The following is a 16,279-nucleotide window of genomic DNA, read 5'->3' on the forward strand; positions in this document are numbered from 1 at the left end:
GCCCCTCAAAAGGGCCCTTTTTGCGTCTCCATAAAGACGCCCATGGTGACGCGGGGTGGAGCAGCCCGGTAGCTCGTCAGGCTCATAACCTGAAGGTCGTAGGTTCAAATCCTACCCCCGCAACCAAGCACAAAGCAAACACAACGCCCCGGCCGAAAGGTTCGGGGCTTTCTTGCGTCTTGGAACCGAACTTCGAACGGCGGGCAAAGGCAGTGACTGTCAAGGGCAGGTCAGGCTCGGTTGGCCGACGAAAGAAAAGGGGCGCCATTGCGGGCGCCCCTTTGTGCGCCGGCAATCAGGCATTGCAAAAAATGGGGGCGCCCAACCAATTTTTTTGAGTAAAATGGGCGAGGCAGGGGCATCCGTATTACCCGATAGCAATCGTTTCACGAATCTTGATGCGCCGCGCGTCGTCTTGTTGCTGGCGCCGATCGCAAGAGTGGCAGAAGCCAAGGGCAGTGCATGGTTTCAGTGGATTGCTTAACGCCTGAGTGCTGCGTGTCTTCGGTAACGATGGAAAAGTCAGGGTCCTTACCTGACCAATCATTCTCGCCAAAGTGTTAACGCTGAGGCAATTCCGTTAACTGCGGCCGGAGGGATTGCGGTAGCGGTTGTCGCGCTAGAGCTACGAACAACACCAGTGGAGTGAATGGTCGTGCTAACTTCCACCCTTGCCGATGCCCGCGTGAGCGAGCCAGCGTTGATTGAAATGGCGATTGAAATGGCGGTCGATCGCGGCGAGCTCGAGTTGCCGCAAGTTCGCATTTCGGGCGTGCTGCGCGGATTGCTTGTCGCAGCCCCCATGTCACTGCTGCTTTGGGCGGGAATCTTTGCCCTGATCTTCTGATGAGGGGATCGCGAGGTCAGCCGAACGGTGGCGCGCCAGCCCAGAGCCAGCCGGCAAGCATGAGAGCGGCGGCGAGGCAGGCCAGCGCTCGCCAGGCCGGAACCGGAACCATTCCCGAGCTGTCCTTGGGCATGGGACGACGGCCCGTCAGCATCGGCTTGACCAGGTTGTCTCGCTTGAACAGACGATAGAAGACGATTGCGGCGAGGTGTAGCCCGACGACGGCAAGGATCACGTTGAAGATGATCTTGGTATGCCACTCGGTGGCGTCGTAGGCGAGTTCATACCCCGCGATATCGTATAGCGGGCCAGCTGCGCCGTAATCGGGATCGCCGCTGATCAGACCAAGGCCGACCTGCAGCACCATTGCGCCGAGCAGGGCAAGCACGCTCCATCCGCCTGCGGCGTTATGGCCCGCGATCGGGACGTGTGGTTCCCTGCCAAGCGAGCGCAAGTAGCCAAGGACGGCTCCAGGCCCACGCACGAAAGAGGTGAACCGGGCTGTCGAACTGCCGAAGAAGCCCCAGAGGATGCGAAAGGCCAGCAGGGCAGCGAGGGTCATCCCCAGCCGCATATGCCAATGCATCTCGTCGTTTTCCGCCGTCCACCAAAGCGCCGGGATCAGGATCACGAAGCTCCAGTGGCACAGGCGAACGGGAAGATCCCAAAGCCGGATCGAAGTGGCAGTGGGATCTTCCATTGCGATCAGTCCTTGTCTTCCTTGCGGAACTCGTCGTGGCAGCCCTTGCAGGCCATGCCAGCCTGGCCGAATGCGGCCTTGGTCGCAGTGAGATCCTTGGCTTCGGCCGCTGTGCGCAGCGCCATCGAGGCGTCGATGAGCTTGGTCGAGGCCGCCTTGAAATCGTCGGGCTTCTGCCAGATCGTGGCCAGCGCTTCGGTCTTCTCGCCGGATTCGGGGCCGGTGCCGGCGGGGAAGAGGGCGGGAATCTTTTCCGCGTTCTCGACCATTGCGGTGGCGTTCTTGGCGATCGCGTCGAAATCCGGAGTGGACTTGTCGAGCTCGGCCTTGTTGGCCTTCATCGACTTGGCAATGGCCTTGAAGTTGTCTTCGCGGGCCTCGATCGTGTCACCGGCATCAACGGCGCCAATCGAGGAATCGACGACGGCGCCGGTGCTGGCGTCGGCTTCGGGCTTCGAGCCGTTGCAGGCAGAAAGCGAAAGAGCAAGGACAAGGGCGGAAGCGGCAAGTCCCGCTGAAGACTTCAAGGCCATGGATGGTTCTCCTGTTGCTATTTTTGCCGGGTTATACCGAAACGCCGAAACGAATGAACCTCGAAGATGTTGCACCTGCGAAGTTTATTGCGGGATCGCAAGAAGCACCACCGCGGAAAAGTGCCTGAGCTGGCGGCAGCCGCAACGGTCAGGTCACCGCGCCCTTGAGCAGGTTCAGCACGTCATCTCCACGCCCGGCCAGCACGGCCTTGGCGGAATAGAGCGCGGTCCCCAGCACCTGGGAGGTTTCGACTTTGGGCGGCATCACCAGTTCCATCCGGTCGGTCACCACGTCGAGCAGCGCGGGGCCGGGGGCTTCGAGCCATTTCGCCACGGCCAGTTCCAGCTCGCTCGCCTTTTCGACCCGGCGCGACCAGAATCCCATCGCTTCGCCGACCTTGGCGAAATCAGGGTTTTCAAGATTGGTATAGCTGTCGAGCAGGCCTTCGACCTTCTGCTCCAACTCGACGAAGCCGAGCGAGGAATTGTTGAACACGCACACCTTGATCGCGAGCTTCTCCTGCACGGCCGTGATCAGGTCGCCGAGCAGCATCGTCAGGCCGCCGTCGCCGCTCAGCGAAATGACCTGCCGATCGAGAAAGGCGCTCTTGGCGCCCAGAGCCTGGGGCATGGCATTGGCCATCGTACCATGGGTGAGCGAGATCACCCGCCGATTGCGGCCGGTCGATGGCACATGGCGCAGGCACCAGACCATCGGCGAACCACCGTCGGCGGTGTAGATCGCATCGTCGGAGGCGTGGCGCGCGATCGTTTCGGTGAGAAATTGCGGATGGATCGGGCGGCTGTCGTCGGCGATCGCGTGCCGGTCCTGACGCGCTTGCGCCTTGGCGTGATGCGCGCGGCATTCCTCCAGGAACGTGGTGTCGCTGCGGGGCATGACCCGGGGCAGGAGAGCTTCGAGGGTCGAGCGGACGTCGCCCACGGCGGCGTGGTGTACGGGATGACGGCGACCAATGTGACTGCCGTCGATGTCGACCTGAAGGATCGTCGCCTTCTCGGGATAGTACTGTTTCCAAGCGAAATCGCAGCCGAGCAGAAGCAGCGTGTCGCAGGACATCAGCGTGTGGAAGCCGGCTTCCGATCCGAAGATGCCGGTCATCCCGACATCGTAGGGATTGCCGTGCGCAAGGAAATCGGTCGCGCGCGAGGTGTGGGCGATGGGCGCCTTGAGCTTTTCGGCGAGAGCCATGAGGGGCGCGTGCGCATCCTCGCAGCCCGAGCCGCCGTAGATAGCAACGCGCTTGCCCTCGTTGAGAGCTTGCGCGAAGGCGGCAAGCTCGTCCTCGGCGGGCAGGACGCGCGGGGCAGTGCGGTGGACGGTGAAGGGCAATTCGTCGCCAGCGGGGGCGGCGGACACGTCGGCGGGCACGATCAGGACGGCGACGCCTTTCTTCGCCAGCGCCGCCTGAGCGGCCATCGCCGTCATCCGGCGGGCCTGTTCGGGCGTGCGGATTTCCTCGCAGAAGACCGAACAGGTCTGGTAGATCGGCTTGTAGTCGACCTCCTGCGGAAAATCGAAGCCGAGTTCCTCGCGCACGATCTGGCTGGCGATGAGCACGACCGGCGCACGGTTGCGGTGGCTTTCGAACAGGCCGTTGACGAAGTGGAGGCTACCCGGGCCACACGAGCCCGCACAGGCGGCCAGTTCTCCGGTGAGGAGCGCGTCGGCTCCTGCGGCGAAGCCACCGGCTTCCTCATGGCGCACGTGGATCCAGCGCATCTCGCTGCGGCGGATCGAATCGGTGACGTGGTTCAGGGTGTCGCCCGGAACGCCGTAGCAGCGGCGCACGCCCGCCTGTACGAGGGTTTCGACGATGACGTCGGCAGTGGTCCGCTTCGAACCGGGAAAAGGCTTGGGCAGGGGCATGGCAAATCTCCGTTTGCCCAATGCAAACCGCAGGAAGGCTTCGGGTTGCCTGCAAGCTTGGCAAGTCGAGGTGAGCGCCGCTCAACTTGCGGGCCTTGGCCGAAGAGCGTGACGTGTCGACCTCATGCGAAAGGGGGGCCACCTGTCCCGGCGTCCCCCCTCCTGCATTCCCCCTGGCGGGAGTACGTGATGGCTGCCAAGCTCGTTACAGGGCGATTACGCCGCCATCGTCCTTGGTGATGGCCACGATGGCCGAACGCGGGCGCGATGTGGCGCTGGCGTCGCTCTGCGAGGCCGGCCAGTGGCTCGTGATGTCCGAAGGCTCTCCGCCTTCGCCCGGGTGCTGGATGCCGACGAAGAGGGTGCGCCCATCGGGCGTCATGTCGATGCCGGTGATCTCGCATTCGGTGGGGCCGACAAGGAAGCGGCGCAAGTTGGCGGTGGTGGCCGAGGTACCCACCCAGGTTGCCTGTGTTCTGGTATTGGTGCCGTCGGTGTTGGTGACGGTGAAGGAGCCGCCGTCGCGCACGCCGCCGGGCATCGCGGCGAGCAGCATGCAATTGGTGACGTCGGTCATCGCGCCGTCGTCGGTTTCGATCCACAACACCGGGTTGAACTGGCCCGAGATGGCCGAGGCGCGCGAGAAATAGGCGCCGTCGGGGCTCGAGAAGTCGTTGCTCGTATCGAGGTCGGAGATGTTGATGTTGGTCTGTTCGAAGGCGGTGTCGCAGTCGAGCGTGTCGGCGCCGAAGAGATAGATGTCCCAGCTGAAGGTGGTGGCAGAGGTCGTGTCGCCATCCTCGCGCAGACGCACGATGTGCCCATTGGGGTTGCCCGCGTTCCAGTACGAGCGCGGGTTGGCCGCGTTGGTACCGGTGACGGGGCGGTTGGAATTGTTGGAGTTGGTGAGCGTCAGGTAGACTTCGCCGGTCACCGGATTGCCTGCAGTCCACTCGGGCCGATCCATCGGCGTCGCGCCCAGCGCGTCGGCGGCAAGGCGTGCGTTGATCAGGATGTCGGCCTGGTCGGCGAACGTGTACTCGGTGTAGCTGCCCGAGGCCGGGCGTGCGGGAACCTGGCCGTAGACGAGCGGGAGCCAGACCCCGGTGCCGTCGGCATCGAAACGCGCTACGTAGAGCACGCCCTCGTCGAGGTACTTGTCGCCCACCGACAGCCGGTCGGTGGCCGAGGCGTCGTCCGCGTCCCAGTTCTGGTTCGAGACGTACTTGTAGAGATATTCGCCGCGCGAATCGTCGCCCATGTAGGCGGCGACGGGCTGCCCTGCGACCACGCGGCAGAACGCACCTTCATGGCCGAAGCGGCCGAGCGCGGTGCGCTTGCGCGGGGTCGAGGCCGGATCGTAGGGGTCGATCTCGACCACCCAGCCGAACTGGAACGGCTCGTTGCGGAAGTCCTCGGTGGCCGAGGCGCCCGAGATCGTCGCGTTCCAGCGGGTGATCGTGGTGTCGGTGGACGAGGCGGTCGACCAGGCGTAGTTGCCGGTCGTGCTGGTCACGCCGTAGCGACGCAGCGAGTTCTGCTGTGCGGCCGAGCGCTGCGCCATGTCGGCGGCGTCGCGGCGGAAGTAGCCGGCCCAGTTTTCCTCGCAGGTGAGGTTGGTGTGCCAGCCGGTGATGCCGTTGGCGCAGTTGTTGATCGTGCCGCGACCCGCCGTGCCCTCGTTCGAAAAGGCGGTGAAGAGCCAGGCCGAACCCGCAGCGGGGCCGGCGAAATCCATCGGCGTGTTGGGCGTGATGCGGCGGTTGAAACTGCTGCCCTGCACGTACGACCAGCTGCGCTCGCCCGCATCGACGTATTCGCTGATCGAGACGCCGTGGCACTCGATTTCCTTCTGCACTTCGGCGAGCGGGCGCGCGCCGCCGACCGTGGTGGGGCCATCGACGTGGAGGTAGCTCTCGGTGATGTTCTCGTGGTTCTGGACCATGAGGCCGCGCGCGTTGGCGCTGTCGTCCGGATCGCCGGCGCTCGAGAGGCCGAAGAAATGCAGGGCATCGCCGTGGTCACCGATGCGGCTGGCGAAATCGGTGTCGGTGCCGTCGTTGGCGTAGGCGGCGGTGCCCGCGCTCAGCGGATCGCCGAGGCGCGTCATGACGGTGACCGAATAGCCCTCGGGAACGGTGACGATGTCCTCGAGGCTATGTTCGACGGCGGAGAAGCCGAGCACTGCGGGCGAGACACGGATCGTGGTCGTCGCGGTGACGGCCGATCCGTTCTGCGGAGTTACGCTGAACGTGAAGACGAGATCCTCGGCGCTCGCGACGGCGGGGGCGAGGAAGGTGACCGGGTTGCCGGTGCCGACCAGATCGACGTCCGTCCCGCTCGTCTGCGTCCAGACCATCGCCGCGCCCACGCTCGAGCCCGAAGTCACGCTGCCCGACAGCGTGACCCAGCGCCCGGCGCTCGTCGCGCCATTCGATCCCGCGCTGACGACGAGCGAGCCGTTCGAACCCGAATTTTCGTCGTCGCCACAGGCGGCCAGCATGCCCGTGCCCATCAGCGCCAGGCTGGTGGCCTTGGCGCCGCCGAAGATCGTCTGGCGACGCGAGAAGCGGTTCTCGGCAAGTACTTCCAGCGAAGGTTGGGTAGAGTCGTTGGTGTCGACATCGCCGTCGTCGTAGCGTGCGGCGGGATCGTAAGTCGTCATGAGAAGATGGCCCCCTGGGAAATTCGATGGGAGGCTAGCTACGTCTCGTTTGTGTCAACAACGCTGAGGTTTGAAGACAACTTGATGACGGTTGTATTTCTGTCGTATTTCTGGATCGCGATGAGTTTGTACTATTCGCGAGCGCATGCCTCCGCTCGGGAGGCATGCGCTCATCCGGCGGATCAGACTTGCGTGAAGCCTCCGTCCATCACCAGTTCGTCGCAGGTCATGAAGCTGGATGCTTCGCTGGCGAGGAACACCACGCCTCCGGACATTTCGTCGGCGCGGCCCATGCGGCCGATCGGATGCGCTGCGTTGTTGGCGGCGATGGCGGCCTCGACCGAGGGCGCGGCGCCCAGTTCGACGTAGCGCTCCATGATCGAGCCGAGCATCGGGGTATCGATCCCGCCCGGATGCAGCGAGTTGACGCGGATGTTGTAGCCGAGCGCTGCGAATTCGGCGCCCAGGCACTTCGAAAGCATCCGGATGCCCGCCTTGCTTACGCAGTAGGCGGCGTTGAAGGCGGCGCCGTTGATGCCGCCCACGCTCGACACGTTGATGACCGAGGCGCCCGAAGCGCGCGCCTTGCCGCCTGCCTTGAGCAGGTCGAGCAGGACTTGCGTGCCGATGATCGCGCTGTCGACGTTGATCGCGTTGAGCTTGTGGAACTGCTCGAGCGGGGTGTCTTCGAAGCGGGTTACGATCGACATGCCTGCGTTGTTGACGAGCACGTCGAGGCGGCCGTGGCGCTCGCGCACGAGTTGCGCGAGAGCCTCCCAGTCCGCGCGGCTCGTGACGTCATGTGCGAGGTAGTGATCGGCGCCTTCGATCGGTGCCTCGCCGATTGCGGCCTCGCTCTTGAGGTCGGTGGCAACGACGGTCGCGCCCGCGGCCTTCATCGCCTTGACGATCTCGCGGCCGATGCCGCCGGCGGCTCCAGTGACGACGGCGATGGTCTGGGGGAGGGCAATAGTCATGTGATTTCCTTGTCTTTCGTGTGCGTCGGACCCAGCAGCACGCTGTAACGAGCGCGGCGGGGCACCGGCGCGGGGGAGGGGCAGGTCGGGGGCGAACTGTCTTGCTCCAAGTGTCCAAACCTTCGGGCGAAAGATGGTTTCCATCCCTTGCAAGCCAATTTCACGGATTGACGAGGGCCTTGTATTGACTTGGAAATACGCTGTTTTTCGGGATTTTCTTGACTTGTGGGGCGCTTTGCCATAGGGGCCATCCTTTCAGGAAAAACAGTTTCTTACGGAGTGCCCATGGCGCGCGTTACCGTCGAAGATTGCGTCGACAAGATTCCCAACCGCTTCGATCTCGTTCTGCTTGCCGCACAGCGTGCGCGCGAGATTTCGGGCGGCGGCGAACTCACCGTCGACCGCGACCGTGACAAGAACCCGGTCGTCGCCCTCCGCGAGATCGCCGAGCAGACCGTCGTGCCCGCGATCCTCAAGGAATCGCTGGTGACCTCGATGCAGCGCGTGCTGCCCGACGACGATGACGAGATGGACGAGATCGGCTCGCTCAGCCAGTCGGCCGAAGCGCTGCGCATCACGGCTTCCGCGCCGACGCGCAACACCTCTATCGGTGGCGACTACGACGGCTGATTGGTCGCCTTGACCTTCTTCCCCTGAAGCGCGACACATGGTTGTGTGGCAGGGAAGAAAAAGATTTTGGCCCGCATCGCGGGAATGTCCGGGGGATCGCCTGTAGCAACGGGGGATCCCTCTGGCGTATCGGGCGCGACCATCGCCGTCTACAGCGTCAAGGGCGGGGTCGGGAAAACCACCTTCGCGGCGAACATGGCCTGGTGCTCGGCGCATGTATCGGGTCATCCGACGCTGCTGTGGGATCTCGACGCGGCAGGAGGTTCGGGCTTTCTCTATGGGCTTGAACCAAGGGGCTCGCGGCCGGCCGAGGATGTCTTCTCGCGCGAGCGCAGTCCCGAACGGTTGATCCAGAAAACCGCCTATCCGCGTATCGACCTCCTGCCGGCGGACGAATCCATCCGCTCGCTCGACGCGCACCTGACCGCGATCGGCAAGAAGCGTCGGCTGGCGAAGCTGACCGGCGCACTGGCGCAGGATTATGCGCGGGTGATCCTCGATTGCCCGCCGGTCATCAACGAGCTTTCCGCCCAGATCGTGCGCGCGGCCGACCTTATCATCGTGCCGCTGCCGCCTTCGCCGCTGTCCTCGCGCGCGCTCGATCTGGTGGTGCGCGAGATCGCGGGCAACACGCGGCGCCATCCTCCGATCCTGCCCGTTCTCTCGATGCTCGACATGCGACGTACGCTCCATCGCGAGGTGAAGGCGCAGCATCCCAACTGGCCCTGCGTTCCGTATGCGAGCGCGATCGAGCAATGCGCCGTCCAGCACAAGCCGGTGGGCGAGATCGCCTCCCAGAGCCCGGCTGCGCGCGCCTTTGCCAATCTGTGGGCGGCAATCGAGAAGAAACTTGCCGAGCGGCGTGGGTGAAATTGCGGGCAAATCGAGGTGAATCGATTGTACCCGCGCGCGCCGGTTCGGGCGCAGTAGGCAGGATCGCGCCAAGTGGTTAGACTTTGCCCCCTCTTGGTGGGGGTGAACGATGAACGGACTATCCGAAGGGCTTGGCGATTTGGTCACGGGGGCGGCGAGTGCACGCGCGCTGGAGAACCGGGCGGGCGAAGCGCCAGGCACCCTCGTGGACGAGGCGGCGGACGGGGACCATACCCACGAGAGCGCTTGCCTCAATTGCGGCACACGGCTTGTCGGGTCGCATTGCCATGCCTGTGGGCAGGCGGCGCATGTTCACCGAACCCTGGGCGCTTTCTTCCACGATCTGCTTCACGGCGTCTTCCACTTCGAGGGCAAGTTCTGGCGCACTTTGCCCCTGCTGGTCTGGCGTCCCGGCCGCCTGACGCGCGAGTACATCGATGGGCGGCGCGCAAGTTATGTCTCGCCGATCGCGATGTTCCTCTTCACCGTGTTCCTGATGTTCGCCGTCTTTCACGCGGTCGAGGAGCATGACGTTCTGCCCGAGGGCGTCGACCCTGCAAATCTGGAGGTCAGCATCGCGGCGTCCGAAAAGGCCCTCGAGACGCTGCAGGCCGAACGCACGAAGTTGCGCGCGCAGGGCCGCTCGGTCGAGGATATCGACAGCCGTATAGACGGGCAGCGCGAGGCCCTCGACCTCATGCGCGAGTTTCAGGAGGACGGCTCCGGCAAGCCGGCGGCGAAGGCTCCGCAGAGCGCCAAGCCCTACAGCGACATTCCCGCGATCGACAAGGCGGTGCGCAAGTTCCGCACGAACCCCGAACTCGCCGCCTACAAGCTTCAGACTTACGCCTACAAGTACAGCTGGGCACTGATCCCGATCTCGGTTCCGTTCCTTTGGCTGCTGTTCCCCTTCAGCCGGCGGTTCCACTTCTACGACCACACCGTGTTCGTCACGTATTCGCTGTGTTTCATGAGCTTGCTGGTGATCGCCGCGATGCTGGCCAATGCGGTGGGCGCGACCTGGCTGGCGGGCCTCTTGTTCTTCGTACCGCCTTTCCACATGTACCGACAACTGCGGGGTACGTATGGCGTGGGCACCTGGGGCGGTGTGTCGCGCACTTTCCTGTTGTGCCTGTTCGCGAGCACGGCGCTCATGATCTTCTTCATGATCCTGATGGCGCAGACCAGCTTGTGATCTGCCGCTGTGAGAGGCGGGCAGCAAAAAGGGGCGTCAGGATAACCCGGCGCCCCTCCTGCATTCCCCTCTCGGGAACCGATGTAGTGATCAGCGCGTGATCACGCCCCTTGCGGCGCGGTGCTGCTGGAAAAGCGCCGGCCCGACTTGGGGATCGAGGAGCCGGTCAGCGGGCGCGTCGTGGTGGGGCCACGCGGATCGCTGGGGCGCTCGATATGGCCCTTTTCCATAAGCTCGGTGATTTCCTCGCCCGACAGGGTCTCGTACTCGAGCATGGCCTGGGCCAGGAGTTCGAGCTGGTCGCCCTTGTCGGTCAGGATCTGGGTCGCACGCTGGTGTGCGTTATCGACGAGCGCGCGGATCTCGCTGTCGATCAGCTTGTTGGTCTCGTCCGAGGCCATCGTGCGCTGCGAGCCGCCCATGCCGAGGTAGCCTTCCTGGCTTTCCTCGTACTGGAGCGGGCCGAGCTTGTCCGACATGCCCCACTTGGTCACCATCGAGCGCGCCAGGCTGGTGGCGTACTGGATGTCCGAGGAAGCGCCCGAGGACACCTTGTCGTGCCCGAAGATCAGTTCTTCCGCGACGCGCCCGCCCATGGCGACCGAGAGGTTCGCCAGCATCTTGTCGCGGTGGTAGGAATAGCTGTCGCGTTCAGGCAGGCGCATGACCATACCCAGCGCGCGGCCGCGCGGGATGATCGTGGCTTTGTGGATCGGGTCCGAAGCGGACTCGTTCAGCGAGACGATCGCATGGCCCGCCTCGTGGTAGGCGGTCATCTTCTTTTCGTCCTCGGTCATGACCATCGAGCGGCGTTCGGCGCCCATCATAACCTTGTCCTTGGCATCCTCGAATTCCTGCATGGCAACGAGGCGCTTGTTGCGCCGCGCGGCGAGCAGGGCCGCCTCGTTGACGAGGTTGGCAAGGTCGGCACCCGAGAAACCGGGGGTGCCACGCGCGATCACGCGGGCGTTGACGTCGGGGGCCAGCGGCACCTTCTTCATGTGCACGGCCAGGATCTGCTCGCGGCCCTCGATGTCGGGCACGGGCACGACAACCTGGCGGTCGAAGCGGCCCGGGCGCAGCAGCGCGGGGTCGAGCACGTCGGGGCGGTTGGTCGCCGCGATGATGATGATGCCCTCGTTGGCCTCGAAGCCGTCCATTTCGACAAGGAGCTGGTTGAGCGTTTGCTCGCGCTCGTCGTTCGAATTGCCCAGGCCATGGCCGCGGTGGCGGCCGACCGCGTCGATCTCGTCGATGAAGACGATGCACGGCGCGTTTTTCTTCGCCTGTTCGAACATGTCGCGCACGCGGCTGGCGCCGACGCCTACGAACATCTCGACGAAGTCGGAGCCCGAGATCGTGAAGAAGGGCACGCCCGCTTCACCCGCGATGGCGCGGGCAAGCAGGGTCTTGCCGGTGCCGGGCGAGCCAACGAGGAGGGCGCCCTTCGGGATCTGGCCGCCAAGCTTGGAGAAGCGCGTGGGGTCCTTGAGGAATTCGACGATTTCCTCCAGTTCCTCGCGCGCCTCGTCGATCCCGGCGACATCGTCGAAGGTGACGCGGCCCGAACGTTCGGTCAGCATCTTGGCCTTGGACTTGCCAAAGCCCATCGCGCCCGAACCGCCGCCCTTCTGGACCTGGCGCAGCGCGAAGAAGGCGATGCCGATAAGGAGCAGGAAGGGCAGGGTGTTGGCAAGGATGTAGAGCAGCATGCTGCCCTGTTCGGGGGCCTTGCCCGAGACCTGCACGCCCTTGTCCTCGAGCAGCGGAAGCAGCGAGGTGTCGGTGCCGATCGGAACGGTCGAGAAGCTGTCGCCATTGCGCATCTTGCCGTCGATCCGGTCCTGCCCGATCTCGACCTGCGACACGCTGCCGGCGGCAACCTTGGCGCGGAAATCGGAGTAGGGGATCGTCGTTCCGGTGGTCTCGCGGGCACTGAACATGGATACCACCATGAGCAGGGCCAGGAAGATGCCGCCCCATACGAGAAGGCTCTTGACCCATGGATTGCCGTTAGGCTGGTCGTCGTTCATTATCGCAGTACCTGTCCTTTCCTCCCCAATGTAGGCGAGCGGGGGTGAATCGCAAGTTGGCGAGGGGGCACAGATTGATCGAATGCGCAGATAATCCGCCCGGTTGCCGGAAAGGGCTGCGACCATTGCGGCGGGCCGAGTGCCGGGCGCCCTAAAATATCCGACACGTGGTCAGGTTTTTGGCGTTTGACTTGCGCGGGCCCCGCCTTGCAGCATGCTGTCGCCAACAAGGCCAAGGACAGGTGGGGAAACGTGGCAAACGCTCAGCATTCGCTCTGGAACGAGGATTTGGCGCCGAGCGGCGCGCACCAGCGCAACTGGCGCTGGTACCATTTCGCGGCACTCTGGGTGGGCATGATCGTCGCGGTGCCGACCTGGATGCTGGCGGCCGGGCTGATCGAGCAGGGGATGTCCGCGCTCCAGGCGACCTCGGTGGTGCTGCTGGGCAATCTCATCATCCTGGTGCCGATGTTGCTGATCGGGCATCCCGGCGCGCGCTACGGCGTGCCTTTCGCGGTGCTGGTGCGCGCCTCGTTCGGGACCATCGGCGGGCGGCTTCCGGCGGCCGCGCGCGCGCTCGTCGCCTGCGGCTGGTACGGCATCCAGACCTGGATCGGGGGCGAGGCGCTGCTCACGCTGCTGGGCATTTTCCTCGACACCGACATGCGCGGGAGCCCGCTGCCTTTCTTCGGCATAGGCATCGGCGAACTGGTCGCGTTCCTGGCCTTCTGGGCGATCCAGCTGCTCTTCGTGCGCAAGGGCATTCTGACGATCCGCCGCCTCGAGACCTGGACCGCGCCGCTCAAGGTGCTCGCCTGCATCGGGCTGATGTGGTGGGCGATCGATGCGGCGGGCGGCGTTGGCCCGATCTTCTCGAGCCCTTCGGCCTTCGCGCCGGACGGTGCGAAGGAGGGCCAGTTCTGGGCGGTCTACCTGCCTTCGCTGACGGCCATGGTGGGCTTCTGGGGCACGCTGGCGCTCAACATTCCCGACTTCACGCGGTTCGCGAAGAGCCAGAAGGACCAGGTCCTGGGACAGACGCTGGGCCTGCCGCCGATGATGGGCATCATCGCGCTCATCAGCGTGATGACGACTTCAGCTACTGTGGTGATCTACGGCGAGGCGATCTGGGACCCGGTCAAGCTGGCGGGAACGCTCTCGGGGCCGTTCGTACTGCTCGGGCTTATCGTGATCGCGGTCGATACCGTCTCGTGCAACATCGCCGCGAACCTGGTGTGCTCGGCCTACGATTTCGCCGCGCTCAACCCGAAGCGGATTTCCTACCGAACCGGGGCGCTGTTCACCGCCTTCATCGGGCTGTTCATGATGCCCTGGAAGCTGCTCGAGAGCACCAATGGCTACATCTACACCTGGCTGACGGGGTACGGCGCGCTGCTGGGGCCGATCGCGGGCATCCTCATCGCCGACTACTGGCTGGTGCGTGGCACCAGGCTCGATGTGGAGGGGCTCTACGACGAGAACGGGCCCTATCGTTATTCGGGCGGCTGGAACGTGAAGGCGCTGGTTGCGCTGGCAGCGGGCATTGCCCCCAACGTGCCCGGGTTCCTCGAGGTGTCGTTCCCGGCAAGCTTCGCAAACCTCGGCTGGATCTGGGGGCAGATCTACACTTACGCCTGGTTCGTGGGCGTGCTGGTGGCGTTGGGCGTCTATGCTGGCCTGATGCGGCTTCCCTCGCGCATGGAGGGCGAGGAAGCACAGGCCCTGCCGGTCTGAACGAGGCAGGGGGCGGGGCCGGGGTGAAAGCCCCGGAGCCGGCTCAGTCGTCGTCGAAAGCCGCGCGCATGTCGTCGGGCGCGAGGTCGGAGAACTTGGTGATGCGCGCCTCGAACTTCAGGCGCACGCGGCCGGTCGAACCGTGGCGCTGCTTGGCCACGATCAGTTCGGCAAGCCCGGTGACCTGCTCCATCTTCTGGCGCCAGGCTTCCCACTTGTCGATCACGTCCTGCGGGTCGCCCTCGGCAGGGTACTTGGGTTCGGTCGCGTTGACGTAGTAGTCCTCGCGGAAGACGAACCAGACCATGTCGGCGTCCTGCTCGATCGAGCCCGATTCGCGAAGGTCGGAGAGCATCGGCTTCTTGTCCTCGCGGCTTTCCACCGCGCGGCTGAGCTGCGAGAGCGCGATCACCGGAACCTCAAGCTCCTTGGCGAGCGTCTTCAAGCCGCGCGAGATTTCCGAGATCTCGTTCACGCGGTTGTCGTTGGCGCGGCCCGAGCCCGAAAGGAGCTGGAGGTAGTCGATGATGATGAGGCCGATGTTGTAGCGGCGCTTGAGGCGGCGCGCGCGGGTGCGCAGCGCGGCGATCGAGAGGCCCGGCGTATCGTCGATGTAGAGCGGCAGTTCGGCGAGGCGCTGGCTCGCGAAGGAGAGCTGCTGGAAGTCCTCGCGGCTGATCTTGCCCATGCGCAGCGCTTCGGAGCTGATGCCCGACTGCTCGGCGAGAATACGCGTCGCGAGCTGGTCGGCGCTCATTTCCAGGCTGAAGAAGGCGGTGGGGGCGCCCACCGACTTGGCGTGCTCGATACCGTCGCGCACGGTGTCGTCGACGTAGCGCTGCGCGGTGTTGAAGGCGATGTTGGTGACCAGCGAGGTCTTGCCCATGCCGGGGCGTCCGGCCAGGATGATGAGGTCGGAATCGTGCAGGCCGCCGATCTTCTGGTTGACCGAGGTGAGGCCGGTGGTCTTGCCCGAGACGTTGCCGCCCGAGTTGAACGCCTTCTCGATGTTGAAGATCGCGGTGCGCGTGGCGGCCGAGAAGGTCTTGGCCTCGTTGGCCGAGGCGGCACCTTCGGCGACCTGGTAGAGCGCGGCTTCGGCCTGTTCGATCTGCTGCTGCGGATCGACCGATTCGGAGGTGTCCATGGCCCCTTCGACGAGGCCGCGGCCCACCGTGATCAGCTCGCGCAGAAGCGCGAGGTCGTAGATCTGGTCGGCGAGTTCACGCGGGGCGAGCAGGCCCTGGCCGTCGGCAGTCAGGCGCGCGAGGTAGGCAACGCCGCCCAGCGCCTTCAACTGCTCGTCGGCCTCGAAGTAGGGGCGCAGCGTGACCGGGGTGACCACCGCCTTGCGGTCGAGCAGGTTGAGCACGCGCTCGTAAATGCGCGCGTGGACCGGTTCGAAGAAGTGCTGGGGCCCCAGCTGGGTCTGGAGTTCCTCGATGACGCGGTTGTCGATCAGCACCGCACCCAGGAACGCGGCCTCGGCCTCGACGTTCGAGGGAAGGGTGCGCGCGGCTTTCGCGCCATCGTCCGATACCTCGGCGAGTCTGAGTACGTCCTGCTGTGCCATAAGCTGCCTTCAATGGGCTCCTCCCCGCGATGCGACAAGGGGCCAGCGGCGTGAATTTTTTCCCCAGCTTGTGGATGGTGGCACCGCGCCCTCCAAAGCTCAGGGTTGCCCGGCAATGCCGCAAGCGCGTAAGGCCATTGAACCATGGCGGACCCGCGCATCTCTCATATCGAACTCGACGATACCACGATCCTGTGGCGCAACGCCGATATCGAGCAGGAGCGCCGGATCGCGATCTTCGACCTGATCGAGGACAACCTGTTCAAGCCGCTGCGCCCCTTCGAGAGCGGCCATGAGGGACCTTACCGGTTGCTGCTTTCGGTGCGCGACGGGCGCCTGTCGATGGAAGTTTCCGACGAGGCGGGCACCGAACTCGAGACCCTGGTCCTTGGCCTCGCGCGTTTCCGTCGCCCGATCCGCGAGTACTTCGCGATTTGCGAGAGCTACTATCAGGCGATTCGCAAGGCTACCGCGCAAGAGATCGAGACGATCGACATGGCCCGGCGCGGTATACATAACGATGCGGCCGAACTTCTGATCGAGCGACTCGAGGGGAAGGTGGAAACCGACTTTCCCACCGCAAGGCGCCTGTTTACCTTGATCTGCGTCCTGCATATACGCGGTTGAACAG

At 64.6% G+C, this 16,279-nt stretch carries 14 protein-coding genes and 1 tRNA gene; 8 read left to right on the plus strand and 7 right to left on the minus strand.

Translation table 11 applies throughout. From position 1 onward, the window contains the following. The first annotated feature begins 49 nt into the window (after positions 1 to 49). From HT136_RS02540 to HT136_RS02550, 3 genes are all read left to right on the plus strand, one after another. Positions 50 to 126, plus strand: a tRNA-Met gene (locus tag HT136_RS02540). A 46-nt stretch (positions 127 to 172) separates the two neighbouring features. Continuing rightward, a complete protein-coding gene (locus HT136_RS02545; protein ID WP_214197487.1) occupies positions 173 to 484 on the plus strand; it encodes a hypothetical protein in 312 nt (103 codons plus the stop codon). Positions 485 to 655: 171 nt separating this feature from the next. Beyond that, positions 656 to 847 (plus strand): hypothetical protein, encoded by a 192-nt coding sequence (locus HT136_RS02550; RefSeq protein WP_214197489.1) that lies wholly within the window; start codon positions 656 to 658, stop codon positions 845 to 847. Between the two features lie 16 nt (positions 848 to 863). On the opposite strand, the gene HT136_RS02555 is transcribed toward HT136_RS02550, so the two are convergent. From HT136_RS02555 to HT136_RS02575, 5 genes are all read right to left on the minus strand, one after another. Next, entirely contained in the window at positions 864 to 1,547 is a 684-nt protein-coding gene (locus tag HT136_RS02555) for a cytochrome b/b6 domain-containing protein (RefSeq protein ID WP_214197491.1), read from the minus strand. A gap of 5 nt (positions 1,548 to 1,552) precedes the next feature. After that, entirely contained in the window at positions 1,553 to 2,080 is a 528-nt protein-coding gene (locus HT136_RS02560; RefSeq protein ID WP_214197500.1) for a c-type cytochrome, read from the minus strand. Positions 2,081 to 2,228: 148 nt separating this feature from the next. Next, entirely contained in the window at positions 2,229 to 3,968 is a 1,740-nt protein-coding gene (locus HT136_RS02565; protein ID WP_214197502.1) for a thiamine pyrophosphate-dependent enzyme, read from the minus strand. Positions 3,969 to 4,173: 205 nt separating this feature from the next. Further along, positions 4,174 to 6,633 (minus strand): PhoX family protein, encoded by a 2,460-nt coding sequence (locus HT136_RS02570; protein WP_214197504.1) that lies wholly within the window; start codon positions 6,631 to 6,633, stop codon positions 4,174 to 4,176. A gap of 182 nt (positions 6,634 to 6,815) precedes the next feature. After that, positions 6,816 to 7,610, minus strand: a complete 795-nt coding sequence (locus HT136_RS02575) for an SDR family NAD(P)-dependent oxidoreductase (protein WP_214197506.1) — start codon at positions 7,608 to 7,610, stop codon at positions 6,816 to 6,818. Between the two features lie 285 nt (positions 7,611 to 7,895). Between HT136_RS02575 and rpoZ the strand changes: the two genes are divergently transcribed. The 3 genes from rpoZ to HT136_RS02590 all read left to right on the plus strand — a co-directional run bounded on the left by rpoZ (position 7,896) and on the right by HT136_RS02590 (position 10,308). Next, entirely contained in the window at positions 7,896 to 8,240 is a 345-nt protein-coding gene (rpoZ, locus tag HT136_RS02580; protein ID WP_214197514.1) for a DNA-directed RNA polymerase subunit omega, read from the plus strand. 84 nt (positions 8,241 to 8,324) lie between these two features. Further along, complete coding sequence (locus tag HT136_RS02585) at positions 8,325 to 9,110, plus strand: ParA family protein (RefSeq protein ID WP_214198336.1); 786 nt, start codon at positions 8,325 to 8,327, stop codon at positions 9,108 to 9,110. Between the two features lie 112 nt (positions 9,111 to 9,222). Beyond that, a complete protein-coding gene (locus HT136_RS02590; protein WP_214197516.1) occupies positions 9,223 to 10,308 on the plus strand; it encodes a DUF3667 domain-containing protein in 1,086 nt (361 codons plus the stop codon). Positions 10,309 to 10,409: 101 nt separating this feature from the next. On the opposite strand, the gene ftsH is transcribed toward HT136_RS02590, so the two are convergent. Then, positions 10,410 to 12,341, minus strand: a complete 1,932-nt coding sequence (ftsH, locus tag HT136_RS02595) for an ATP-dependent zinc metalloprotease FtsH (protein WP_214197525.1) — start codon at positions 12,339 to 12,341, stop codon at positions 10,410 to 10,412. Positions 12,342 to 12,593: 252 nt separating this feature from the next. On the opposite strand from ftsH, the gene HT136_RS02600 reads away from it, so the two are divergent. Beyond that, a complete protein-coding gene (locus tag HT136_RS02600; RefSeq protein ID WP_214197527.1) occupies positions 12,594 to 14,075 on the plus strand; it encodes an NCS1 family nucleobase:cation symporter-1 in 1,482 nt (493 codons plus the stop codon). Between the two features lie 43 nt (positions 14,076 to 14,118). Here the strand turns inward: HT136_RS02600 and HT136_RS02605 are convergent, their stop codons facing one another. Then, positions 14,119 to 15,648 carry a replicative DNA helicase gene (locus tag HT136_RS02605; RefSeq protein ID WP_214197529.1) on the minus strand — a complete coding sequence of 510 codons (1,530 nt, stop codon included), beginning with the start codon at positions 15,646 to 15,648 and terminating at the stop codon, positions 14,119 to 14,121. A 144-nt stretch (positions 15,649 to 15,792) separates the two neighbouring features. Here HT136_RS02605 and HT136_RS02610 point away from each other — a divergent pair, with 144 nt between their 5' ends. Then, the gene (locus HT136_RS02610; protein WP_214197531.1) at positions 15,793 to 16,275 is read left to right on the plus strand and encodes a UPF0262 family protein; all 483 of its coding nucleotides are present in this window, start codon (positions 15,793 to 15,795) and stop codon (positions 16,273 to 16,275) included. Positions 16,276 to 16,279 lie beyond the last annotated feature (4 nt).

The sequence above is a fragment of the Novosphingobium profundi genome (assembly GCF_018491765.1).
GTDB lineage: Bacteria > Pseudomonadota > Alphaproteobacteria > Sphingomonadales > Sphingomonadaceae > Novosphingobium > Novosphingobium profundi.